Annotated in this window: 22 protein-coding genes, 2 pseudogenes and 1 riboswitch; of the genes and pseudogenes, 11 read left to right on the plus strand and 13 right to left on the minus strand. The window is 42.0% G+C overall.

All coding sequences use genetic code 11. The features are described 5' to 3' along the window. Positions 1-1,051 precede the first annotated feature (1,051 nt). From desA to BM195_RS14250, 3 genes are all read left to right on the plus strand, one after another. On the plus strand, positions 1,052-2,104 hold the full coding sequence (gene desA / locus BM195_RS14240) for a Delta(5) desaturase DesA (RefSeq protein ID WP_090239894.1): 1,053 nt from the start codon (positions 1,052-1,054) through the stop codon (positions 2,102-2,104). 84 nt (positions 2,105-2,188) lie between these two features. After that, complete coding sequence (locus tag BM195_RS14245) at positions 2,189-3,310, plus strand: sensor histidine kinase (protein WP_090239901.1); 1,122 nt, start codon at positions 2,189-2,191, stop codon at positions 3,308-3,310. 11 nt (positions 3,311-3,321) lie between these two features. Then, the gene (locus tag BM195_RS14250) at positions 3,322-3,921 is read left to right on the plus strand and encodes a response regulator transcription factor (protein ID WP_090239905.1); all 600 of its coding nucleotides are present in this window, start codon (positions 3,322-3,324) and stop codon (positions 3,919-3,921) included. Positions 3,922-4,106: 185 nt separating this feature from the next. Here the strand turns inward: BM195_RS14250 and BM195_RS14255 are convergent, their stop codons facing one another. Further along, positions 4,107-4,925, minus strand: a complete 819-nt coding sequence (locus BM195_RS14255) for a YitT family protein (RefSeq protein WP_090239910.1) — start codon at positions 4,923-4,925, stop codon at positions 4,107-4,109. A 222-nt stretch (positions 4,926-5,147) separates the two neighbouring features. Between BM195_RS14255 and BM195_RS14260 the strand changes: the two are divergent. Beyond that, positions 5,148-6,064: pseudogene (locus BM195_RS14260) on the plus strand (VOC family protein). Positions 6,065-6,408: 344 nt separating this feature from the next. On the opposite strand, the gene BM195_RS14265 reads toward BM195_RS14260, so the two are convergent. The 3 genes from BM195_RS14265 to BM195_RS14275 all read right to left on the minus strand — a co-directional run bounded on the left by BM195_RS14265 (position 6,409) and on the right by BM195_RS14275 (position 10,312). Next, the gene (locus tag BM195_RS14265; RefSeq protein ID WP_090239914.1) at positions 6,409-8,640 is read right to left on the minus strand and encodes a bifunctional 2',3'-cyclic-nucleotide 2'-phosphodiesterase/3'-nucleotidase; all 2,232 of its coding nucleotides are present in this window, start codon (positions 8,638-8,640) and stop codon (positions 6,409-6,411) included. A 206-nt stretch (positions 8,641-8,846) separates the two neighbouring features. Next, entirely contained in the window at positions 8,847-9,764 is a 918-nt protein-coding gene (locus BM195_RS14270; protein ID WP_090239919.1) for a DUF7916 family protein, read from the minus strand. Positions 9,765-10,060: 296 nt separating this feature from the next. Then, positions 10,061-10,312, minus strand: coding sequence for a hypothetical protein (locus BM195_RS14275; protein ID WP_090239923.1), 252 nt, complete (start codon positions 10,310-10,312; stop codon positions 10,061-10,063). Positions 10,313-10,454: 142 nt separating this feature from the next. Here BM195_RS14275 and BM195_RS14280 point away from each other — a divergent pair, with 142 nt between their 5' ends. Next, positions 10,455-11,084, plus strand: a complete 630-nt coding sequence (locus BM195_RS14280; RefSeq protein ID WP_090239927.1) for a LysE family translocator — start codon at positions 10,455-10,457, stop codon at positions 11,082-11,084. Here the strand turns inward: BM195_RS14280 and BM195_RS14285 are convergent. Next, positions 11,081-12,409: an amino acid permease gene (locus tag BM195_RS14285; RefSeq protein WP_090239931.1), complete on the minus strand. Its 1,329-nt coding sequence runs from the start codon at positions 12,407-12,409 to the stop codon at positions 11,081-11,083. The genes BM195_RS14280 and BM195_RS14285 overlap by 4 nt on opposite strands. Before the next feature lie 136 nt (positions 12,410-12,545). Here BM195_RS14285 and BM195_RS14290 point away from each other — a divergent pair, with 136 nt between their 5' ends. Continuing rightward, the gene (locus BM195_RS14290; protein ID WP_090239936.1) at positions 12,546-13,250 is read left to right on the plus strand and encodes an NAD-dependent protein deacylase; all 705 of its coding nucleotides are present in this window, start codon (positions 12,546-12,548) and stop codon (positions 13,248-13,250) included. Positions 13,251-13,306: 56 nt separating this feature from the next. On the opposite strand, the gene BM195_RS14295 is transcribed toward BM195_RS14290, so the two are convergent. Both BM195_RS14295 and BM195_RS14300 read right to left on the minus strand, forming a co-directional pair. Beyond that, on the minus strand, positions 13,307-14,176 hold the full coding sequence (locus BM195_RS14295) for an LCP family glycopolymer transferase (protein WP_090239941.1): 870 nt from the start codon (positions 14,174-14,176) through the stop codon (positions 13,307-13,309). Beyond that, the gene (locus BM195_RS14300; RefSeq protein ID WP_090239945.1) at positions 14,169-14,693 is read right to left on the minus strand and encodes a sigma-70 family RNA polymerase sigma factor; all 525 of its coding nucleotides are present in this window, start codon (positions 14,691-14,693) and stop codon (positions 14,169-14,171) included. Before BM195_RS14300 ends, BM195_RS14295 begins: the two co-directional genes overlap by 8 nt. Positions 14,694-14,928: 235 nt before the next feature. Between BM195_RS14300 and BM195_RS14305 the strand changes: the two genes are divergently transcribed. Further along, a complete protein-coding gene (locus BM195_RS14305; protein WP_090239949.1) occupies positions 14,929-15,120 on the plus strand; it encodes an aspartyl-phosphate phosphatase Spo0E family protein in 192 nt (63 codons plus the stop codon). Between the two features lie 28 nt (positions 15,121-15,148). On the opposite strand, the gene BM195_RS14310 is transcribed toward BM195_RS14305, so the two are convergent. Together BM195_RS14310 and BM195_RS14315 are read right to left on the minus strand one after the other, a co-directional pair. After that, a complete protein-coding gene (locus tag BM195_RS14310; RefSeq protein ID WP_090239954.1) occupies positions 15,149-15,412 on the minus strand; it encodes a hypothetical protein in 264 nt (87 codons plus the stop codon). Positions 15,413-16,314: 902 nt separating this feature from the next. After that, on the minus strand, positions 16,315-17,073 hold the full coding sequence (locus tag BM195_RS14315) for an SDR family oxidoreductase (RefSeq protein ID WP_090239962.1): 759 nt from the start codon (positions 17,071-17,073) through the stop codon (positions 16,315-16,317). A 309-nt stretch (positions 17,074-17,382) separates the two neighbouring features. Further along, a riboswitch (SAM riboswitch) is annotated at positions 17,383-17,479 on the plus strand. Positions 17,480-17,573: 94 nt separating this feature from the next. Here BM195_RS14315 and BM195_RS14320 point away from each other — a divergent pair. Both BM195_RS14320 and BM195_RS14325 read left to right on the plus strand, forming a co-directional pair. Further along, positions 17,574-18,314, plus strand: a complete 741-nt coding sequence (locus tag BM195_RS14320) for a cyclase family protein (protein WP_090239967.1) — start codon at positions 17,574-17,576, stop codon at positions 18,312-18,314. A 62-nt stretch (positions 18,315-18,376) separates the two neighbouring features. Then, positions 18,377-19,483: a 5-methyltetrahydropteroyltriglutamate--homocysteine S-methyltransferase gene (locus tag BM195_RS14325; protein WP_090239974.1), complete on the plus strand. Its 1,107-nt coding sequence runs from the start codon at positions 18,377-18,379 to the stop codon at positions 19,481-19,483. A gap of 102 nt (positions 19,484-19,585) precedes the next feature. On the opposite strand, the gene BM195_RS14330 is transcribed toward BM195_RS14325, so the two are convergent. From BM195_RS14330 to BM195_RS18385, 4 genes and pseudogenes are all read right to left on the minus strand, one after another. After that, positions 19,586-20,968, minus strand: coding sequence for an FAD-binding oxidoreductase (locus tag BM195_RS14330; protein ID WP_090239978.1), 1,383 nt, complete (start codon positions 20,966-20,968; stop codon positions 19,586-19,588). Positions 20,969-21,009: 41 nt separating this feature from the next. Continuing rightward, positions 21,010-21,396 (minus strand): VOC family protein, encoded by a 387-nt coding sequence (locus tag BM195_RS14335; protein ID WP_090239981.1) that lies wholly within the window; start codon positions 21,394-21,396, stop codon positions 21,010-21,012. A gap of 217 nt (positions 21,397-21,613) precedes the next feature. After that, positions 21,614-21,753 (minus strand): annotated as a pseudogene (locus BM195_RS18660) (transposase); the annotation flags it as partial. 462 nt (positions 21,754-22,215) lie between these two features. After that, positions 22,216-22,389: a hypothetical protein gene (locus BM195_RS18385; RefSeq protein WP_170848272.1), complete on the minus strand. Its 174-nt coding sequence runs from the start codon at positions 22,387-22,389 to the stop codon at positions 22,216-22,218. A 124-nt stretch (positions 22,390-22,513) separates the two neighbouring features. On the opposite strand from BM195_RS18385, the gene BM195_RS14345 reads away from it, so the two are divergent. Both BM195_RS14345 and BM195_RS14350 read left to right on the plus strand, forming a co-directional pair. After that, positions 22,514-23,092, plus strand: coding sequence for a TetR/AcrR family transcriptional regulator (locus tag BM195_RS14345; protein WP_090239989.1), 579 nt, complete (start codon positions 22,514-22,516; stop codon positions 23,090-23,092). Between the two features lie 11 nt (positions 23,093-23,103). Then, the gene (locus tag BM195_RS14350; protein WP_090239993.1) at positions 23,104-24,342 is read left to right on the plus strand and encodes an MFS transporter; all 1,239 of its coding nucleotides are present in this window, start codon (positions 23,104-23,106) and stop codon (positions 24,340-24,342) included. Positions 24,343-24,379: the final 37 nt, after the last annotated feature.

The raw sequence follows: 24,379 nt of genomic DNA on the forward strand, positions 1-24,379 counted from the left end.
TTGAAGCTCTTTTTATAGGGTTCCTTTCTTCGTAAATAGGCTTGAACTTGGCTTTCTTCTTTCGCCACATCCAGGCCTATGACAGGATCCATATGTCAATCACTTCCCCTTTTAAAATATTTACCGGCAACCTCTATCTCTCCTACAGTGTCATATCTTCGCTTGTTATACGAGATCATCTTAGATGTCCCAACCAGCCTCACCCATGTTGCTGTAAGTAGAGGGGGAACATTTTTGTGGACGGGATCAATTGAAGTCCCACTGGCCCGTTCGTTCTCCTCCGGCTACCTCTATTAAACCATTAAAAATGGCCAACCAGAAAATAAAATTCTGATTGACCTCATAATACGATATGGCCCGTTTACCGAAGAATTTATTAAATCATATAATTTGTTCTGAAGGTTTTTCTATTGCTGCTACAGACCCATTTTCACTAGTTAAATTTTATATCCTAATACTGTAACTCCTGAAAGGTGCTTAGAATGTCCCAAATTCATTTCTTATCTGATTTGAGTGGAATTCCCTTGAAGTCGTATTGTCAGTAGCTGCTGCAAATTAGAAATCATATTCAACAGAAACTAGTTATGCCTGACGTTGCTCGTTTTCAAATAACCTTAAAAGTAGCCGGCAATCTCACCAAGCACTTCTTCTTCCCTCACACTCATTCAAATGCACCTTTATCAAAAAAGTCATTCACAAAAATCATCGAACTGGGCTTTGTTCCCATCTAAGAAATTTCTCTTATTACAATCCTACTATAATTAGACAAAATATTCCATCACTATACATTATGCTAAGGATATGCAAAAAGTGGTGAACCTCTATACATACATAATATATCTGGGCGATAATACCAACAGAAGCAGAGAAACAGATTCTTGAAAAATCGTGGATCCGCTTACATAATAAAATGATATTTCTGCACATAATTCCAATGTATATGACATTTGTCATACACATAACTGACGTTTATGACTTTTAAAACTTATTGGTTTTCTCTAGCATATAGATTAGATGTATTGACAAAAGTAATTTATTGAAGGGGAAAATTATGAGTAAACAAAAACAAGCACAGTTAAAAAAGAGCGTCGCAGCTTTTGCGAAATCAGATACGAAGGCAAGTATACAACAGCTGATCAATACGATTCCTCCCTTTTTCCTAATTTGGTTTTTGGCCTATCAAAGCTTATCTGTCTCTATCTGGTTGACACTTCCACTCTTAGTGGTTGCATCGGGGTTTGTCGTTCGAATCTTTATTATTTTCCACGACTGTACACATGGATCATTTTTCAAGAATGGCAAGGCGAATCGGGTTGTTGGGTCGATAACCGGAATCATCACGCTGTTTGCTTTTGAAAAATGGAAACGAAGTCATGCGATTCATCACGCCACAAGCAGCAACTTGGATAAGCGTGGAACGGGAGATATATGGGTAATGACGGTTGATGAATATATGAACGCATCTTTTTGGGGCAGGTTGACTTACCGGCTTTACCGCAACCCGATTGTGATGTTCGGATTAGGACCGTTCTATCTATTTCTCCTATCCAATCGTTTTAACCGAAAAGGTGCCAAACAGAAGGAACGGCTGAACACGTACCTCATCAATGCATCTGTTGCCGTCATTTACGCCCTGTTAATCTGGACAATTGGCTGGCAAGCCTTTCTCATTATCCAGTTGCCCATTATCTTTATGTCAGGTTCACTGGGAATTTGGCTGTTTTATGTGCAACACCAGTTTGAGGATTCTTACTTCGAAAATGAAGAAGAGTGGGATTTTGTCAAGGCTGCTGTTGACGGAAGCTCCTATTATAAACTGCCAAAAGTTATCCAGTGGATGACAGGCAGCATTGGCTTCCATCACGTGCACCATCTAAGCCCGAAAGTCCCGAACTACCATCTGGAAAAAGCTCATGAATCGACTCCGCCGTTACAGCAGGCTACAACGATAACATTAGCCTCCAGCTTGAAGTCAATCCGCTTCCGGCTGTTTGATGAAGCGAACAAGTCTTTTGTCAGTTTTAAAGAAGTTAAAGCACTATTACGAAAGAGAAAACGTGGCATCCAAATGAATCCAAAAACATCCACCCCGCATGAAAAATAAATACGAAAAAATGACCCTCCATCGATTTGTATGGGAGGGTCATTTTTTCTGTTATACTTAACGAAAGCAGTTAGGAGGACCTGTATGCAGAAATGGTACCACATTATTCCGAAAAACACGGGGCTTAGTATTTATGCATGGATTATATTTTGTATTCTGCCTTTTTATTTTATCTTCCGTACATCTGGAACATTGGAAATTATTTTCGGTATTTTAATGATATTGCTGTTTTTCACTGTATATAGAGTATCTTTCCTGTCTGAAGGTTGGACTGTTTATCTGTCAGTGGGAATCGAAATGGTCATTAGTCTCGTAATGACAGTTCTTCTGGGGTATGTTTATTTCGCGTTGTTTTTGGCTTTTTACATCGGGAATATTCAACATAAAACCGGATTTATAACACTGTACGTGGTTCATCTAGTTACAACAATTGCTGCAGTGACAATTGGTTTTTTTACCCAAAACGACATATTCCTATCCCAACTGCCGTTTATTGTCTTTAGCGTTATTGGTGTTATGCTGCTGCCGCTAACCATTTATTTCCGAAACAAGCGGGAAGCATTGGAAAGCCAATTAGAAGCTGCTAATCAAAAGTTGTCCCAGTTGGTTGTGCTGGAAGAGCGTCAGCGGATCGCCCGTGACTTGCATGATACACTTGGTCAAAAGTTGTCAATGATTGGTCTTAAAAGCGATTTGGCAGGCAAACTGGTGGATGTAAAACCTGATAGGGCAAAAAATGAAATAAATGATATCCATCAGATAGCACGAACGGCGTTAAAAGAAGTGCGTGAAATGGTGTCAGATATGAAAGGTGCAAAACTGGAAGATGAAATTCCCCGTGTCCAAGAAATGCTGAAGGCTGCCCGGATTGATTTTCATGTGGAAGGGAACCCAGAGCTCACCAATACACCTTTATTTGTTGAAAACGTGCTCAGCATGTGTTTAAAGGAGGCTGTAACCAATGTTGTCAAGCATAGCGAGGCGTCTTCCTGTACAATCATCATTACATCATCAGCGGAAGAGATACTTATTGAAGTACACGATAATGGGATTGGTATGGTGAATAAAAAAAATATATATGCAGAAAACGGGCTTCAGGGGATGAGAGAACGGCTGGAATTTGTCAATGGCAATCTGGATATTAAAACAGGGAACGGTACAATACTGACAATTCAGGTGCCAAAAGTAATCCAGCGGACAAAATAGGAGGGTTTGTTGTGATACGCATTGTGATAGCAGAAGACCAGCGTATGCTCCTTGGGGCACTGGGATCACTGCTCGACCTGGAAGATGATATGGAAGTTGTCGGTAAAGCCAGGAATGGTGAAGAAGCGTTATCGCTTGTGCGACAGCATCATCCGGATATTTGCATGATGGATATTGAAATGCCAGTAAAAAGTGGTCTTGACGCAGCCGAAGAATTGAAGAATGACCTTTGTAAAATTATTGTATTAACAACCTTCGCACGAACGGGCTACTTCGAACGTGCGCGAAAAGCTGGTGTGAGCGGTTATTTGCTGAAAGACAGCTCGAGTGAGGATTTAGCAAACTCCATCCGTGCGGTTATTAACGGAAACCGGATTTATGCTCCGGAACTGGTTGATATGGCATACGATCATGATAACCCACTGACTGATCGGGAAAAACAAGTCATTAAGCTGATTGCTGACGGTGAAAGCACCAAAGAAATTGCCAGCCAGCTCAATCTGACAAATGGCACGGTCCGTAACTATGTCTCCGTTATCCTCGATAAACTGGAAGTGACGAACCGGATAGAAGCCATTTCAAAAGTGAAGGAAAAAGACTGGCTTCACTAAGTGGCATTGTAGAAGCACATCCTTCATCCAAAACGAAAACATCGTTCGAACAAGGACAATCATATAAAGAAAAATACTATACCAGACAAAATATCCTTTATCCGTCTGCAGTTACTTCATTCAGATAATATATTAATTGCAGATCCATCGTCACTAATGGCATGAATGGTCTCTCCAACTCATCACTATGATCTCCTGAAGTTTCCTATTACTTCAGCAGTTTCACTGATGCTGACAAACGCTTTCGGGTCAACATTTTTTATAAGCGATTTGACTAATGCCAGTTCATAGCGGGTTATAACGGTATACAGCACTTTATTTTCATGATTCGAATAGGCACCATATCCGTTCATAACGGTAATACCCCGAATTAAATTTGCAATAAGCTCATTTTTAAGCTCTTCACCTTTATGTGTGACCACCATTAGACTTAATTTTACATGACGAGTATGAACACGGTCAACGACAACGCCGGTAATGTAAATTGAAGCCATCGTATATAATGCTAGCTCCCAGGAAAAGAAAAACCCGGATACAAATACAACGATACTATTGATACCGAAAATTAATACACCCAAAGGAATATCACGTCTCTGGGTGACAACCAGCCCAATGATATCTGCTCCCCCGGTGGATCCGTAAAACCGCACAATGAACCCAATGGAAACACCTACAATGACTCCGCCGAAGACCGCAGACAGCAATGCATCATCGGTTACCTTTAGTACGGGAATATACTGCATCGACATTGACGTGATAAAGACGGAAAATATACTGTTCACTATGAATTCCTTCCCTAACCTCATCCATCCAATCATGAAAACAGGAACATTGAAAATGACGAGCCAAATACCAGCGTTTATTGGCGAAACCAGTCCCAAAATCATAGCAAGACCTGTAACGCCGCCTGATAAGACTTCATGAGGAAGTAGGAACATATTAAAAGCGAATCCTAAAACAACGGAAAATACAAATAGTACAGCATATTTATATAGATGATACATTGTATGCCTCTCCAATCCGGTTAATATAAACACCTAATGAATTTTAGGGGCAGTAAACATAAAAGTCAATATGTTATCAAAAACGGGTAGCCTATGTTAAAAAATTACTTAAACAAAGCAAAACAATTCAATAAAAATAAGTAGATGCATTCAGCAATCTATAAGAAATCAAAACATAATCAAAATAGTAAAATAAATAAAAATACGTTAGGAGGAATCACTTTGACAAAAACAAATCAAATCATCGTTCCACATTTGTGGTATAACAAGGAGGCGAATAAGCAGCAGCGTTTTATGTTTCCATTTTCCCGAATTCAAGAATTACGAATGTAACAACACTCGAAGACACACCATCAGGAGACTCCGATTTAGTCTCTTTTGAGCTGTTGGGACAGAAATTCATGGCAATCAGTGCAGGGCCTTATTTCACATTCAACCCATCGGTGCCTTTCATGGTTAATTTTGACCCCTCGCGAGAAAAAGATGCAAGCCAACAATTAGATAAAGTTTGGAGCAAATTGTCCGAAGATGGAACAGTGTTAATGCCACTCGATAAGTACCCATTTTGTGAGAAGTATGGCTGGGTTCAAGATAAGTATGGTTTGTCATGGCAGTTAATTCTTACCAATCCAGAAGGTGAAGAGCGGCCTTCTATAGTGCCTTCGCTAATGTTTGTCGGTGATAAATGCGGCAAAGCTGAAGAAGCCGCTAATTTTTATTTGTCCGTGTTTAAGCGTTCAAAACAGGGCCATATTACCCGCTATCCTCAAGGGATGGAACCTGACAAAGCAGGAACAGTCATGTTTACTGATTTTGTGGTTGAGCATTATTGGTTTGCCGCAATGGACAGCGCAAGAGATCCTAAATTCAGTTTCAACGAGGCAATCTCATTTATGGTATACTGCGACACACAAGAAGAGGTTGACTACTATTGGGATAAGCTATCTGCAGTACCTGATTCCGAGCAATGTGGCTGGCTGAAAGATAAGTATGGCGTTTCCTGGCAAATTGTGCCGAGAAAAATGGAAGAGATGATGAGCAGCCATAGTACACCGGAACAAATTGCTCGTGTTGGTCGGGCAACTCTTAAAATGAAAAAACTTGAGCTTGCAGTGTTGCAGAAAGCATACAACGGGTAACTTACCTGCATACGACGATACCCCCAGGATATCAGCTGTATTAGCTGTTCCTGACATGAAACCTCTACCGTTGCAGTGACAATATTTTCACTTGTTCAATGACTGAAAGAGACTCTGGATCCGAGAATGTATAGAACTTTCTATGATGGCCATTCTCTGGAATATTTCATGATGCGGCCATTCAAGATAACTAACAGGCGACACCAGTTGTAGGTAGATGCTCTCCCTGACTGGAAATCAGTAATTTAATTGGCTATTCAATTAATTTTATTTGATATCAATGAAAATGAGAAAAATCCTCTGCAATGGAATCTATCCATACGCAGAGAATTTTGCCTTCTTACCTACTGCAAGTTTTCTACCAATTCCGCACCCTCATTCTGAAGGGCCTCTTTCGCTTCAGCTGTAACAAATTTATCCATGCCTTTGTTGTTCAAATGTTTCAGAAAGTCATCAACTTTTTTAACAGCTTGCTGATGATGACCTTTTTCCAAATGATGTTCAGCCTGTCGTAGTTTATTGGTCAGCTGAACAGCCAATGGATGCTGCACATCACCTGAATTTATATAGTCTGTTACGGTTTGGTTTACTGATTCTATTGTTACCGTCTGCGATAAATCGAGTCCATACTTGCTAAACCCGTCTTCTCCTTCACCGATATAGGCAATATCACCATCAGTATCGACAAACTCCTGTGCATCAGGTGACGACTGGAATGTCAGTTCCGGACTGCCATTGATTGGTGCAAATGACCAGTTTCCATCAGCTGATGGATCAATCATACCGTTTTCCTGGATATAGTCGATAATGGCCTGGCGGTTTTCTATCTGCGGTGAAAGGACTACTTGGCTTCCATCCAGATTAGGGAAGTTGCCGCCCCCGCTTGCCCGATAGTTGTTGGTTGCAACAAGGAATTCCTGATCTTCTGCCACCGGTTCATCATTGTAACGTAAATATTTAATCCGATTAGCATCCGGGTTAATCAGTTCACCGTCATTATTGTATCTGGTCGGCTCTGTCACATCAATTTCATATGTGACTCCGTCAATGATATCAAAATTATAGGTTGAAAAATCGTTGTCAACAAGCCCTTGTTCCCCTTCAGCATCAGGATCAATCTGGTTAAACTGCCCGGCAGACATTTCCAGCCACTGACGGATTTCCTCACCCGTCAATCTAACGACTTTGAGCGTGTTCGGATAAACATATAAATCTGCCACATTCTTGATGGCAATCGGACCTTCTGGAATATGCGTGTAGTAGCCAGGGCCGCTTCTGCCACCTGCTTTGAACGGTGCAGCTGCTGACAGAATCGGCATGTCGTCATATTCAGTTCCCTCTACTGCATTCTCTGTATACCACTTTTGAGCATCTGACACAATTTGAACGGATGGATCATCTTTTGCCAGTGCAAAGTAACTATATATCGGAGCGGTTGTCTGACCAACTTCGGAACGGATATAATCCAATGTAGCCTGATGGTCCTCTTCTATGGCATCAAGAATTTCTTGATCAGGTTCAACAAGTGCTTCACCGTTCTCTTCATCAAACATAGCTCGCACTTGTGAACTGGAATCAATCACATCCCAATCGTTACCGTTTTTTTGCAGTTTCAGATCAACAATTCCCAAGTGATTGCCCCAGTAACCTGCTTCAACCGATGGCACACCATTTATGGTTCCTTTATCTAAGTCAACGCCAGAGATTCCGGCAAACGAATCGCCAGGAAAAACTTCGTGAGCATGTCCGAACAAAATGGCGTCAATGCCGTCAATTTGTGTCAGATTATATGTAGCATTTTCTTCACGTTCCCGCAGTTCTGTTGACCCAAGACCCGAATGTGGAACGGCCACAATCACATCCGCACCTTCCTCTTGCATAATCGGGACATATTGTTGAGCCGTTTTGTAAATATCTTTCGTAATGACTTCTCCTTCAAGATGTGCATTATCCCATTGCATGATTTGCGGCGGGACAAAACCGATCACACCAACATCCACAGTTTGCGTATTTCCATCCGTATCTGTCACTTGTTTCGGGATAATTTTGTATGGCTCAAAAAAGTGTTCATCATTGGTTTGATCATCATCGCCATCATCATAATAGACATTGGCATTAACATATGGGAAATTCGCATCATCTATCGATTCTTGCAAAAAATCGATGCCATAGTTGAATTCATGGTTGCCAATATTGCCTGTATCATAGTCCAATAAATTCATAGCCTTATAGACCGGATGAACGTCACCTTCCTCAAGTCCGTTCCTGGCAGTATAATCACCAAGCGGATTCCCCTGAATCAAGTCCCCATTATCAAACAGCATACTGTTTTCAGTTTCTGCTCTTGCCTCCTTGATGCGTGTTGCCGTCATTGCGAGTCCATATTCACTGGTCGGACTGTCCTGATAATAGTCGTAGTTGACAAGATTAACGTGAATATCCGTTGTTTCCATAAGTCTCATATCCACGATGGAATCCTCTGATTCGGCCTGAACAGAATCGGTTCCAAGCGGTATGAGTATGAATATTAGCAAGAAACCAATGAAAGATAGATTTCCTAAAGTTCCCTTTCCCATAATGCAACCCCTTTCAAAATAAGTTCATCTCTATATTAAGACAATCATAAATAGATTGAAATAGTCCAATTGACGGAAGTCAAATGGACTAATGGGGTCAGGGAAATGTCAAATTTTATAGAGAAAAATCCAGTTTTCAGGGGTAAATTCGTCAAATAATACCTCGCCGAGACGTAACCGCTGCATAAGGCGGTTACGTCTCTTTTCTACCGGTTAATCGATGCTGCCATTCTGACATACGTATGTCGTTTTCCGCGAATGGCAATCGAATAATCCATCATATTTTCTGGTATGGCGATGCCATGCTGACCGGCATCACCGATATGATGAATATCCGCTCCGGCCATTTTATTTTGCAGTGCCATTTGTTGTATCGTTTCTGTTGCTGCACCTTCCTGGCTTGTTCCAATAGCGGTTAATGCCAGTGAACCTTGTTCGTGGACGGCTTGAACCAACTGCTCTGTCTTAGCAAGTGTTGTCCCCGGAACACTGCCGACAGCCGGAAGCAGAACAGCATCCGTACCAGCCCGGGCAATTTCCGATACAACATCCTTACGTACGATGCTGCCGCCTGCCTCATTTCTGACACCGGCTCCATGCATCTTGCCGGCAATAATCATGATGTCATCCTGGAAAATATCCTTTGCCTGTCTGACTGACTTTAAAATAGCTGTATTGGTGACACCGGTTTTGGGATTGCCGGTCAGGCAGACAAAATCCACACCCAAATCCTTTGCCTTTTCCAGTGATGTACGGATTGCAGTACGCCCTTCTGGAATATTTTGGAGCGTTTCCATATGATCTGCTTCAGGATCAACCGGCTCCAAATTAATCCCCACAGGACGGCCAATCATTTTTTTCAGTTCTTCGATAACACGATGCGGATTTTCGGCAGCCAGGCCCTCAATCGCCGGTTGATCAACATCAAATAAGTTCAGCAATATCATATCCGCCCCGAAAGCAGCAGCATATTCCGCATTAGTCAATCCGGGATAGAGCGGTGTTGATGCACAAACCACCTCCGATAACAGCACCCTGCCTTCCGATGCTTCAATCGCTTGTCTCAGCTGCCGCCCATTCATGTCGGTAAAATCAGATGCGGTACAATTCAGGAATCGTTTCATATGCTACAACACCCTTTCTGAAAAATTGTGGTCTTCCTATCTTCCTATTACGACAATCATACACAAATCCCGAAAAGGGGGCATAGAAAAATTTAAATTTTATGCCCCCTGAACGCATTTCATTTCTTTTGTAGATATGAAGACTCTGACTTTTTATTACGGTACATGCTTTTCTCTCTTACATTCCGCTAATTACTAGCATTTTACAAAAGGAAGTAACCGCCTATATTACAGCGGTTACATTCATTTTTCCATATTTGATTGAAAAATTCTACCCGTACAATCAAGCTTACGGCTCACCGAATAGCATTCTGCGCTTCCATCAATATCCTTAAGTTTTCTTCAGCACGCTGAAATTGGTGTTTTTGCTCAGCGGTTCCACTATACCCCTTTTGTCTTACTTCTCTTAATAACTGCTGTGCACGCATGAGTTCCTGCTGGGACTTTTGAAAATCCTGGGGGTTATTATTTCCCTGTGCCTGCGTTACCGATCGTTCTGCTTCAAACACGGCATCAATAGCCGACTGCATATGATTGTTTTCCTGCATACCGTCACACTTTCTTTTTTACCTAGGTTTTCCCTTTAAAAGCCTTTCATTCATGTCGGATAATTTTTTAGTGGTAACTAAATGCTGATATGAATAGACATAAAGAAGACATGCTATTTGATGTTAAAGGGAAGTGTATCGATTGAGTGTTTTTATAAGTTATATTTTATTGGGATTATCACTGGCTGCTCCAATTGGTCCTGTTAATGCTGCACAGTTGGACAGGGGGATCAAAGGTGGATTCTTGCCTGCCTGGTTTGTCGGCCTTGGAGCCATCACGGCAGATGGCATTTATATGCTCGTTGTTTATTTAGGGATTGTACACGTTGTTGACACGCCGTTTATCCAAACATTTCTATGGATATTCGGTGGATTCATCTTAATTTATACTGGTATTGAAAGCATGGTCAGTGCCAAAGAATTAAAAGCAGCGCACACAAGACGTGCTGAACCTTTACATAGATCCTTCATGACCGGATTTATGCTGTCCATTATGAACCCGCTGACGATTCTATTCTGGCTTGGTATTTACGGATCTGTACTTGCTAAAACCGCAACAGAATACGGTAACCAGACACTTCTTTTGTACAGCATTGCCATTTTTATCGGACTGTTATCATGGGATGTCATTATGGCGGCTGTGTCAGGCGGATTCCGGAAAATCCTGCATCACAAAATGCTCACCATTATCTCGATCATTTCCGGGATAGCACTGATTGGGTTCGGTCTATATTTTGGTGCACAGGGTTTTTTGCTTCTGATCGAACATTAACGCGTCTCCCTGTTCCATTGACGCATCATAACGAAAACAACGATTCCGATGACTGCCAAAATTCCGATACTGATAAAAAATCCCGGCCGGTTCGTCTTATCCAAAAGAGTTCCGCTGACCCCGGCCAGGATCAATACCAAACCAGCGTAATACACCATATTTTCTTTAAAATCCGGTTTCAGCAGTTTCCGGGCAGATAGAATGATAAATGACCAGTTATACAACAACATCAACCCGGCTCCAGTCGTAACATAGGTATAAATTTTTTCCGGCAAAACAAATGACATGACTATCGATCCGACAAGCCCAAAAGCAAGCATGCCAAACGATGGGAGAGGGACAGCCAGTTTTCCTTTTTTCGCAAATAAAGCAGGAGCATCCCCATCTTCGGCGAGCGAAACAAGCACCGTTGTGATCCCATAAAATGACGCAACCATCGTTGAAAAACCAGCAATAATCAGCGCGCCATTAAACAGATGTGGGACAAAAGCAAGGCTAAAGTCATCAAGTGCAACGACAAAAGGGCTCTCATTCGTCGTAAAGTTTTCCCAGGGTACTAACATCAGCGCCAGTCCTAACGCCAGAACGTAGATCACAACAAGTGATAAAATCATGATTCTGCCGGATTTTGGTGCTTCTTCCGGCTTTCCTAAATGAATAGCCATCAGCCCCATAATCTCAATTCCGCCAAAAGCATAAAAGGCAAAAATAAGACATGCCCACAAACCTGTAAACCCAGTTGGAAACATCTCACGGACGGAATCCGGTATTTGCAATTCGGTTATCCCATCAACAATTCCAAATGCAAAAGCACCCGCTATCACGATAAACATCACAATGGCAGCTATTTTTATGACGGCAAAAATATTCTCCAGCTTGCTTAAACCCTTGGAGCCTATCAGCAATACAAACAGCCCCAAAACAGCATATCCGGATGCAAATAACCACAATGGGACATTCGGAAACCAAAAGCGGGAAAAAATGGATAAAGCAGTCAACTGGCTGCCCATGATTAATATCTCTGAGCACCAGTACATCCAGCCAACACTGAAACCTGCCCAATGGCCAAACGCCTTCCTGGCATAGGTTCGGAATGCACCTTTTTCAGGATGATCAGCGGTCAGTTTTGCCAGCGCATTAAACACGATATAGGTTGCGATTCCAGCCAGCACTATGGCGATCAGGATTGCTGGGCCGCCTAACTGAATACCAATGCTTATCCCAAGAAAAAAGCCCGTGCCAATCGTGCAGCCAATACCAAATAACGATAATTGCCACCACTTCATGTTATTGTTCTGCTGTTTACTGTCTTCTGACTGCCCCATTATAATCCTCCTCATACACCACACCATTTACAATCCCCTAAAACAGGAAAAATAATGAACAGGAAAATTTTTTGTAAATAGAGCACTTTTAGTGATACATTTTTCATAAGAAATTAGACAATGGGAGGTATGAACATTGCTGAAAAATTGGCTCAACGAAGCGAATCATACGGTTGTTTTTACTGGTGCCGGCATGTCCACGGAAAGCGGGCTGCCCGACTTCCGCTCGGCCAATAGCGGATTGTGGAATCAAAAAGACCCAGAAAAAATCGCCAGCACGGAAGCATTGAATAACAATGTAGGGGAGTTCATCGATTTTTACCGGACACGGGTGCTTAGCGTAAAAGATTACAAACCGCATAAAGGACATCGTATTTTAGCGGAATGGGAAAAGCAGGGACGTTTGCATTCCATCATTACGCAAAATGTGGATGGTTTTCACCAGGAGGCGGGCAGCGAGCGTGTTACTGAACTGCATGGAACCTTGCAAAAACTGCACTGCAAGTCATGCGGAAAAGAATATAACAGTGAGGAATATGTCAATCAGGAGTACCATTGCGAGTGTGGCGGTATATTGCGGCCTTCTATTGTACTTTTCGGGGAAATGCTGCCACAGGATGCTTTTCAATTTGCCCTATCTGAAGCGGAAAAAGCCGATTTGTTTATTGTGCTCGGATCTTCGCTAAGTGTGACACCTGCCAACCAATTTCCGCTGATTGCCAAGGAAAATGGCTCAAGACTGTTGATCGTCAACCGTGAGCCAACCGAGCTTGATAGGTATGCAGATCAAGTTATTCACGAACGGGAAATTGGTGATGTTTTGGAAGAATGGAATCGTTAATGGCGATGCGGCAGTCATCCGCAAAAGACAAAGCTGCCGCAAGAAAGGTTTAACATTTAATTACCAGTTAAATGCTTCTTTAAAATACTGGAAATGTTATCCAGCATGTCCTGGTTAATTTCCTTATAATATATGCCATTATTCATTTTAGGTTCCAGCCCTTCATTCATATCAACCACTTCAATTGAATTCGTTCCGCTATTGACTTCGAGCGTATTCAATTTATCTTCCGGCATATTCGTTTCACTTTGGCTGATGAGGTTCTTTATTTTGTCAATTGATAAGTTTTTCTTGACTTTACTTGCAGCTTGATCGTTTCGCACATCATTCTTGGTAAGTACTACAGAATCAGCAAATTCTTTCGTTGGAATAACGGCATAATAATCAACTGTCACGCTAAATAAATCTGACACACTTGCCATTGCCGACTCGGGTCCTGAGCCATAGACGTAAGCGTACAAAAGTTTATCCCTTGTAATCATCTCACCGTCTGCATCAAAAATCGGTGCATATGTATCACGTGGGATCGGTACCATTTTTATCGTCCGGTTATCACTGTTGTACGTCAGTAAAATGTTTACAGTCATACGATTATTAGTATCTTCTTTTCCCAATAATAAAACAGAAAAGGACGCATTGATCTCCGGGTGGACTGCCTGTTGGCTGTCAGATTGGATAATACCAGTATTACTGTCAGACATAAGTGAAGGGAGTAGCACAATCGTCAATATTATCACTAGGGCAGACACTGTAATCGGACCTGCATGGTTTTGAAATATTCGTAAGAAACCTTCCTTTTTACCAGGCAAGTGCTGATGATTGTCCCTAATCTTGGATATGGTTTTTTGGCGGTCTTCTTCGGTGAACTGTAATTCTTGTTCATCCAAAAAAGCAAACGTATCTTTTCCGAGCTTTTTATCACCCATAAATACCTGCCTCCTCCATCATCAATTTCAGTTTTTGCCTTGCTCTTCTCAGTCTTGTCTTAACAGTACTTGCATTAAGTTCAGTTACTTCTGCTATTTCATCAATAATGAGAGATTCATAGTAATAGAGAATGATGACTTCACGATATATTTTGGGAAGCGATAGGATATACTTACTTATTTCCTGTTTTTCTTCTTCCCTGATCATGTTATCTTCTACAGAAGGCAAGAGTGATTTCACTGCTTCCTGGACAAAATTTTTCACCTGAACCTTTCTGTGATGCCAGCTTCTCAGATAATCTTTGCATCCATTGATCGTAATGCGGTAAAGCCATGTTTTCAAAGTTGATTCATAGCGGAATTTTTCAAGATGTTGATAACATTTGATGAAGGTATTTTGAACGATATCTTTGGCGTTTTCTTCATTTTTCACATAAGTGAATGCTAATCTGACTAAATCGTTTCCATGTTCTAACATAATTTCTTCCAGAATGCTCTCTTTTTTATGATCTTCCATAACCCTGCTTGCCCCCAATCTTTCTGAAAGTCATTGTTTAGACGATACTCGAAGCAAAATGGATTCAGTATATATTGACTATGTTTAATTGATGTTACATGTCGTATTTTGTAATGTTTTGACTTTGTTTGCAGAATCTATTGCATTTTTTTCAAGTACTGGCATAATAGTTTTTGTGCGTATTTAAGACAAAGGTCCTACTATTTTTACATAATTTTGAAGGAAGGATGTTATAATGGAAGTCTTTGAACCAGAACCAACCCAGCAAGTTTTAAGAACGGCAATTTCGAACAAAAAGAGGGAAATGATTGACCTCGGAATGAAGTACGGCTTGACAGATAAAAGGACGGTTCAATGCAGTCAGCAGCTCGATTATCTTTTGAATCTGCAAAGAAGCATGAGAGAATTTTTTGAGCTTACTGGTTGATACAGATGATGTTTTACATCGTACAGGCCTAATGATACCGGAAATTGATGCTTTCCAGATCATTTAAAAATTGCTCAACTTCCTCCGGGCTTAGGCGGACAAGTATTTGATCATACAGGGTGAGAACTTGACCATCAGCTTGATCGCTGTTTTTATGCAGATAGTCAGAAAGCGTGTTCAGCTGGTTTTCGTTAAGGACTGACTCCGTTGATAGATGTTTCACTTGTTGCAGCGTAAACTCGTTTGTTCGCTCATCGAATTCACCGGATATAATTTCTCCGTTAAATTGCATGCTTTCACTCCTAAAAATTCATCATGATGCTTTTAGTTTACCCAAAATGGAGAATTTCTATTAAAAGTGCAGGATGCCAAAACGCTGAAATCGGCATGCAGTTAGAAAACTTGTCTTAACGGTTGCAGCGTCAGTTTACTGATTTCCGAATATCCGTTTTGTCCGTTTCCTGATGTTTTTTTGTCATGAACGTGACACATAAAATAACGGCCAGCACACAGCTATTTTCATTATCATGATTGATTCATCCAACCAGATGGATGCACCAATCATCGTGACAATCGGAAGGTAAACTAAAAATCTTAAAGCCTGCGAATCGCCCGAAATCTCGACCACAAAATTATAAAAAATGAATGCAATAAAAGATGAGACATACCAAGATAAGCACGTCTCGCTATGTTCAATAGTGCCACGATTGACGTTGGTATTTCGGTCATGGTCCTTTCAACACGACTAGGAGTAATAAGACCATATTGGAAATACCGCTATGACCAAAAGAGCGCCAAATTGCGGAAATAAGTGCATGTTTTTTTTACCAGTATGGAGTAGACCATCCCCCAGGAACCGATTGCCCTAATATCATACCATCGCCTGGTTCCAGTTCATATTGATGATTAAAAAAATATTGCCATCCAGTTCAATCCAAACAGTATCGAGCAAGAACACAACATCACTGATTCTCTGCAATGGAAGTGCACACAGCAAAACAGTTGCAACAGACATATAACATTTACTTGTATTATTTTTTTAATTAGAACTCATTTAACGCTTATATCCGATACAATAAAAATTCCATATCCCCGGATAAAAGAGATACGGAATTTTTGAGAAAATGACATCCTAAGAGCTTTCCAATTCTTCTTCATGACATTCCACGTTTTGAACAAGGAAGTTGGAACAGTCTAATACGCCAGCCAGCCTGCATCTGCACGGATAACTTCAGCATTAACAAATTCTGAATCATCAGAGGCCAAAAATAACGCAATTTTAGCAACTTCCTCCGGTTCACCGTTTCTAGGATTATTGTTGCTTCCGGACATAGCCCTTGCTGCACCAAATTCATCCGGATTTGCCATTGTTGTGGCGATATTCGTGTTGACACCACCAGGTGCGATTGCATTACAACGGATACCTTTTTCTGCATATTGAAATCCAACATTTTTCGTATAGCCAACGACAGCATGCTTGGAAGCCGTATATGCTGCTCCCGCTCTTGATCCGGCTATCCCTGCTGATGAAGCCATATTTACGATCACACCGCTCTCTTTTTCGAGAAAAATAGATAACGCTTTGCGAGTTGCCCGCATTAAACCTGTCGTATTAACGGACAGCACTTTTTCCCAGAGATCATCCGTTAGCTCGACTGCAGGCATCATGTTGTCCATAATACCGGCATTATTAACCAGGATATCCAGAGTGCCATACGTATCAACTGCTGCATTGATCATGTTCTGTACGTCGTCTTCTTTGGCCACGTTAGCAACAGCAGTTCTAGCAATACCTCCATTTGCTTCGATTTCGTCGACGGTTTTTTTTGCACCCTCATCGTTAAGATCCGATACAACTACTTTTGCGCCTTCTTTTGCATAAAGAATCGCTATTGCCTTTCCCATGCCAGATGCCGCACCAGTTACCACTGCAACCCTGTTCTGAAGTTTCATTGAAATCTCCCCCTATTTTGAATGCGCTTTCAAACTTTTTATCTAGTATAATTTAACTAGATAAATAAAGCAACCATTCAAGCCAATTAACCAATGTCATCCATGAAGAATTCCTGAGCGATAACAAGTTAATCATGTATTGCTTCACATACTGTGTTGATCAATCAGCTTTCTGCAAGTTTAGCCCTCTATTTAGTTATTCAGCGAAAATCAGTGCTTTTCAATTCTATTAACCTTTCTGAAAATCTCTTGACATTCAAAAATAACGGGTGTAATCTAAGTATTAATATCATAACTGAATTATAAACGTTCTTATCCAGAGAGGTGGAGGGACTGGCCCTTTGAAGCCTCAGCATCGGTCAATGACTGTGCTAATTCCAGAAAGCGTTATGCTTAAAGATAAGAAGAGTGAGCGATTGTGTATCCGGAGCCTCTTCTTATATGAAGGGGCTTTTTATATTTCCGTTTTTGATTCAGTAATTTCCTAATGGAGTGATACAATGAACAACAAATTAATTGAAGCAGTCAATTTATTGAAAGAAAAAGAATGGGTGGATCTGACACATGCATTTGGTCCTGACTCCCCTCATTTTTCAGCATTTGATCCGGCAGCGTTCGAGACGCTTTTTGATCATGATGACGGATTTTTTGCCCAGCAGTTCACTTTTCCGGGGCAATATGGAACACATATTGATGCTCCGATTCACTTTGTACCGGGAGATAAGCGCTATGTACATGAGCTGGAACTGCAGGAGCTGGTTCTCCCGCTAGTCGTCATTGACAAATCCAAAGAGGCTGATGAGGACTCTGATTTCACACTATACCCGGATGATATTCTGGAATTTGAGAAAGAACATGGTGAAATTGAACCAGGATCATTTGTCGCACTGCGCACTGACTGGAGTAAACGCTGGCCGGATCAGGATACGTTTGATAACCAAGACGAAAAAGGCAACAGTCATGCACCCGGCTGGTCTGTCGAAGCACTGCAATTTTTGTTTGAACAGCGCAACATTAAAGCCATCGGACATGAGACCTTTGACACTGATGCCGCTGTTGACATTCAGAAAAACGGGGCACTTGTTGCCGAATATTATGTACTTGACCAGGATACATTTCAGGTGGAAGTCATGACCAATCTCGATAAAGTCCCCGCAAAAGGCGCCGTAATTTTCAACATTGTGCCAAAAGTAAAAGGGGCAACTGGATTTCCGGTACGATCCTTTGCAATACTGCCTTGAACTGGCAGATTCATCAATAGCTCCACTTTTTATAAAAATACAAAAGGAAAGAGGGAATGAAAATGACTACAACTACTACAAAAGCACCATTCCGCGCAGATCATGTGGGAAGCCTGCTGCGCCCTGACCGCTTGCATGAGGCAAGAAGTGAATTTAAGAAAGGCAGCATTTCTGCTGAACAACTGCGTGAGGTGGAAAATGAAGAAATTAAACGCGTTGTGGACAGGCAAATTGAGGCCGGATTGCAGGCAGTTACCGATGGTGAGTTCCGCCGCACATTTTTCCACCTTGATTTTATGGAACATTTAAACGGATTTGAAGGCTATGTTCCGGAACACGGTTATGCGTTTAAAGGCCAGGAATCGGAAAAACGCAATGTGAGGAACACTGGTAACGTATCCTTTAATCCGGATCACCCGTTTCTACGGGATTTGAAAGACCTGATTGACATTGTTGACAGACGGAATGCTGTAAAATTTACAATTCCAAGCCCAAACATGTTTTTTAACGATGGAATCAGAAACCCAGAAATATATCCGGATCTTGAAAAATATGCGGAAGATATTATTAAAACATATCAGGATGCGATTCAGGCATTTTACGATGCGGGCCTCCGTTATTTGCAGCTGGATGATGTTTATATTGCCGGCCTTGCTTCTGACAATGTACCGTGGAATGAGGACCCGGGTGAGCAGCGTGATTATCGGATTGACCTGGCAGTCCGTGTCCTGAACGAAAGTCTGGCGAACAAACCGGATGACTTAACTGTGACAGTGCACTTATGCCGTGGTAATTACCGCTCCACATGGGCATTCGAGGGTGGTTATGACCGGATTGCTCCAAAGTTGTTTGCAAAAGGTAATGTGGACGGATTTTTCCTGGAGTACGATGATGAACGTTCAGGAGGATTCAACCCGCTCAAATACATTCCAGAAGGTGGCCCGCGAGTTGTACTCGGCGTCATTACATCCAAGTCTGGAGAATTGGAAGACAGAGGTGATGTGGTTGCACGCATTAAAGCTGCATCCGACTATGTGCCGCTTGATCAGCTATGTCTCAGTCCGCAATGCGGGTTTGCCTCCACCCATCATGGCAATGAATTAACCGAAGAACGGCAATGGGCAAAATTGAAATTTGTTGTGGACGTTGCAAAAGAAATTTGGGGATAACGATAAACAGCTTGCAGGATACAGACTCTGCAAGCTGTTTTTTTATCATGATAATCTATAAAGTGCTTTGTCCCGCTGTTTCTCGCTCGTTTTCCGCTTTGATTATTCTATGATTTTTCCTGGATTCAACGTATCATCCGGATCCAACACGCGTTTGATTTTGCGCATAACACTGAGCGCATGCCCGTGTTCGCGTTCCTGATATTTTTGTTTGCCTGTGCCCACGCCATGTTCGCCGGTACAGGTGCCGCCGCGCTCCAGTGCATAACCGACAATTCTCTCATTCAGCTGATTTGCTCGTTCAATATCGTCCGGATTTCCGGGATCAAGCATCAATAGGATATGATAATTCCCATCACCGACATGTCCGACAATACCGCCGGAAAGTCCGGATTCACCAATCGCTTCTCTAGCGTCTTTCACCGCACCAGCCAATTCGGAAATAGGTACGCAAACATCGGTGACCATCTGTTTTCTTCCCGGATGATTGTGAATGAATGCATATGCCGCATTGTGCCGTGCTTCCCACAACTTATTGCGTCCAGCCGTATCCGTCTCAAATTCAATTTGCCGGCATCGCATATCACGGACAATTTCTTCCATAAACGTGATATCTTGCTTTAGTCCTGCCTTATTTCCGTGCAGCTCCAGAAATAACGTAGGAACTTCATGATAATCAGTATCACTATATAGATTCATTTGCTTAATAGCTTCCTCATCCACGAGCTCCACCCGGGCAATCGGGATTCCAGCTTGCATAATAGCGATGACAGCATCCACTGCATCATCAACACTGACAAACTCTGCCCTCGCAGCCATAATATGCTCAGGAATCCCGATGACTTTCAGTGTCAGTTCAGTAAAACAGCCCAGTGTCCCTTCTGATCCGACGAAGAGCCCGTTCATATTATAACCTGACGATGATTTGGCTGCCAAACTGCCGGTATGTATGATCGACCCATCTGCCAGTACAACTTCCAGATCACGTACACTGTCCCGCATGATGCCATATTTAACCGATGTTGTACCACTGGCGTTTGTCGCCGCCATTCCCCCAAGTGTTGCATCAGCACCAGGGTCAACCGTAAAAAAAAGACCATACTTTTTCAGTTCCTTTTCCAACTGTGATCGGGTTACGCCTGGCTGCACTTTAACAAGAAAGTCATCTTCCCGTACTTCCAAAACCCTGTTCATATTGGCAAAATCAATCACAATGCCGCCCTGCTGTGGGATAACACTAGCCTCAAGACTGGATCCATACCCATATGGCACAACAGGTGCATCATACTTGTTCGCCAGTTTAATCGTATCCCTTACTTCATCAGCATTTTCCGGAAATACGACAATGTCCGGCAAGTACGGTGTGTGATATGATTCGTCCGAACTATGCTGCTCCAATATAGTCTCATTGGTTGTCACACGGTCTTCAGCTAAAACTTCCCGCAATTCCTCCAAAAGCTTCACACTCACTTGTGTCCCCTCCATAAAAACGTTCCCCCTCGTTATACTTTTTCCAACTACGCGAACTATCTCGCCTGCGAAATTTGAATTAGGTTCCCACACGTATCATCGAAAATCGCAAACATAACCGGACCTGCATCAGTCGGCTCCATCGAAAATTCCACCCCATGCTTTTTCAGACGGTCATATTCCGCATGAATGTCATCCACGACAAAAGACGTGATCGGGATTCCCTGCTCATAGATCACCTTTTGATAAGTTTTGGCCGCATCGTTATCATTCGGCTCCAAAAGCAGTTCCACGCCATCCGGATCTTCAGGCGATACAACGGTCAGCCATTTATAATCTCCTGCAGGCATATCCATTTTTTTCTGGAACCCTAGAACCTCCGTATAAAATTGCAGCGCTTTCTCCTGATCTTCTACAAATACACTTGTGATTTTAATTCGCATTTTAATCCTCCGTTCTGTTGCTTCCATTATAGCAGGAATGCTGGATTAATTTAATTCAAGGAGTTCTTTTTACCTGTTTTTTTTTAAAACCTCTCATGTCATAGGCTACTATGCAATTACGAGAGGTTTGTCCACTATGCAGTTGTTACTACACGACCACTTTCGTTGTCAACCTTACTTTTTGCCGACACTACTTTGTGAAATAGTAATTCCCTTTGCCTGACCCTTGCCTGATCAATTCCCTTGTTCTTATTGCTATATGGCCCCGTAACACTTTATATCTGTACTTTGTCACCCATATCACATGATACTTGATATCATATACCCCGTATGACTATTTTTTCGATAACCGTTCATACTTTTCAGCTTACAACTCAAGTATGGACATTTAGGATAAAGCTAAAAGCTGATGAAGCTGGGACAAAAGCTACCTCCACTATTACTTATCGGCTGATACACCTTATTAATACCAGTATATCAAATCGTGAAAGCGGTTTTATTTGCTTATTTCGAATTTGATATTCCTGCTGATGGCTACCGGATTATTCCCAATAGCGAAAACTCGTAATGTTATCTCAGGCAAACCTGGCAAAAGCAACCGCATCACCCTGGTCACACAATGTGAATTCCATGGTTTTCATAAAAAGATCTTATTACCGGTTCATTATGTGTCAAAAGCACTTTCTCGCGCACACCCTGATATCCTAACTAACAACTTCTCCATCAATTGTGATTCGAGGCCAGCATTCTGGTAATCAGGCAAAACCAATATGTCCTGGACATAGATAATCATGTACCAGTTCCCGACAACGCATTAAATTAAGTCCAAAAAAGCCGATCACCTCCAAATCTTTTATAACAGCGAAGGCGTGCTTTCCCGTTGATCAGATTTTCTTCATCGGTATCCATATCATAAAAAGCATACTTACCATCATAGTGCCATTGGTATGCGATTTCTTCTGCCTGCTGTTGTGTTATTATTTTAAAATCCATTTTTTCATCCCTCCTCTCTTGGATTCGATATATGTCACAAAACTCCTTTCATGATTGCAAAAATGAAATCTTTCAACTATAATATGATTGATTAATCAATCATTTAAAAAAGGAACCTCCTAAAATGGCTAAACCTAAATCCAATGAAAAACGTCAACAAATTTTTCTAGCCGGACTAAAGCTTTTCGCTGAAAACGGCTATTCCAAAACGACGATTAAAGACATAGCGCAAGAAGCCGGTATCAGCTTTGGCACGGTTTTTACCTATTACGAAAACAAAGCAGCACTTTTCCGGATCTGTGTGACAGCACCGCTCCAGGAATTCAGAAATCACATACACGATGCCCGTGAGGATATGGCATCCATGACACTGATCAAATTGAAAAATCTTGTAGAACAGCATATTAACTTTTTTATGGAAAGAGAGCATTACTTACGAGTCATTCAGTATGTCATCGGCCAGCCTGAACGCTTCAAGGAGATCGAGGCACTCGATGAATTTGCAAACGAGTTCCGGAAATTCATTCAAGACATTGTGAGAACCGGAGTGAATAAAGGATTTTTACCGGAAAGTAATCCTGAAGAGGTTAGCTATGGCTATCTTGCTTTCCTCATGGGCATGCGCCTCTCGTTTACCGACCATGCTAACGCCCACCAAACCAGCACATTTAAAAATCAGGCTCTTCGCCTATTTGGAGTTTAGGAGGTACATCAATGAGCCAATTTAGCCAGCTGCACCGCTCCATTAAAATACGGCTGTATCTGCAGTTTGCCACCACCATGACAACAATGGCCATTATGCCGTTCATAGCCATCTATTTTAGTCAGCTTGTCGGGGCAAAAATCACCGGTATTCTTGTCATGCTGGTGATTAGCTCGGGCATCATCGGTGGCTTCCTGGGCGGTTACGTGTCCGATCAGATTGGCCGCAAAAAACTGCTTGTTCTGTCCGAAATAGCAATGGGGCTTTCCTTTCTGGCGATAGCCTGCTTTAATTCACCCTGGACAATCATGCCATATGTCAGTTTTGTGCTTTTTATGGTAAACATGTTTTTCAACGGACTGTACCTTCCTGTATCAACGGCGATGATTTACGATCTCGTCCGTAAAAAAGAGCGGAATTTTGTTTTCACTGCCCAGTACTGGGTTTCCAACTTGGCCATGGCAATCGGCAGCATAACTGGTGCTTTCCTGTTTGAAGACTTTCATTTTTATTTGTTCTTGGCGGTAGCAGCAGTCACGCTGGCTTCCGGTCTTGTCACGCTTCTTTTCATCAACGAGACGTTTGTGAAAGTCAATTCTAAAGAGAGCGTGAAACCCGTATCCATATTAAGTAATTATCAATCTGTTTTTAAAGATCGACTTTTTATGACGTTCATGATCGCATCGATGCTTGTCCTGTCACTCGAAAGTCATTTAACCAATTATATCGCGGTAAACCTGGAAAAAAATATGGCAGAAACAACCTGGTTCGGTTCACTCTCGATTAATGGGATCAATATGACGGGTATTCTGCAGGCAGAAAACACACTAATTGTTGTATTTGCAGTAAGTCTGGTCACTTGGCTCATCAAACGCACCTCTGATTACAGCAGGTTAATCTGCGGCATGACAATTTATGTCATCAGCTATGCACTGCTCAGTTTTACAGTTACGCCATCGCTTCTGGTCGGTTTTATGATTTTGATTTCACTCGGCGAACTTGTCCTGGTTCCCGTTCGACAAGGTTTGCTGGCCGAGCTTACACCTGAGTCACAGCGCAGCTCTTACCTGGCAATCGACAGCTTCATGGAACAGGGCATGATGATCATCGGCGGTGCTGCCGTTACAATTGGGGGAATCGTGCCGGGCTACATGATGAGTTTAGGGTTTTTGGTGCTGGGGATGGCCGGCGTACTGCTCATGGCATCGATTATGAAGCAGCCGCAAAAGCAGGAGCGGATTTCAAGCTAGGCATTTTGCCGTACGGGAGTTTGACCAGTTGGGCTAA

The sequence above is a fragment of the Lentibacillus halodurans genome (genome assembly GCF_900112045.1).
In the GTDB taxonomy this organism is placed as follows: Bacteria; Bacillota; Bacilli; order Bacillales; family Amphibacillaceae; genus Lentibacillus; species Lentibacillus halodurans.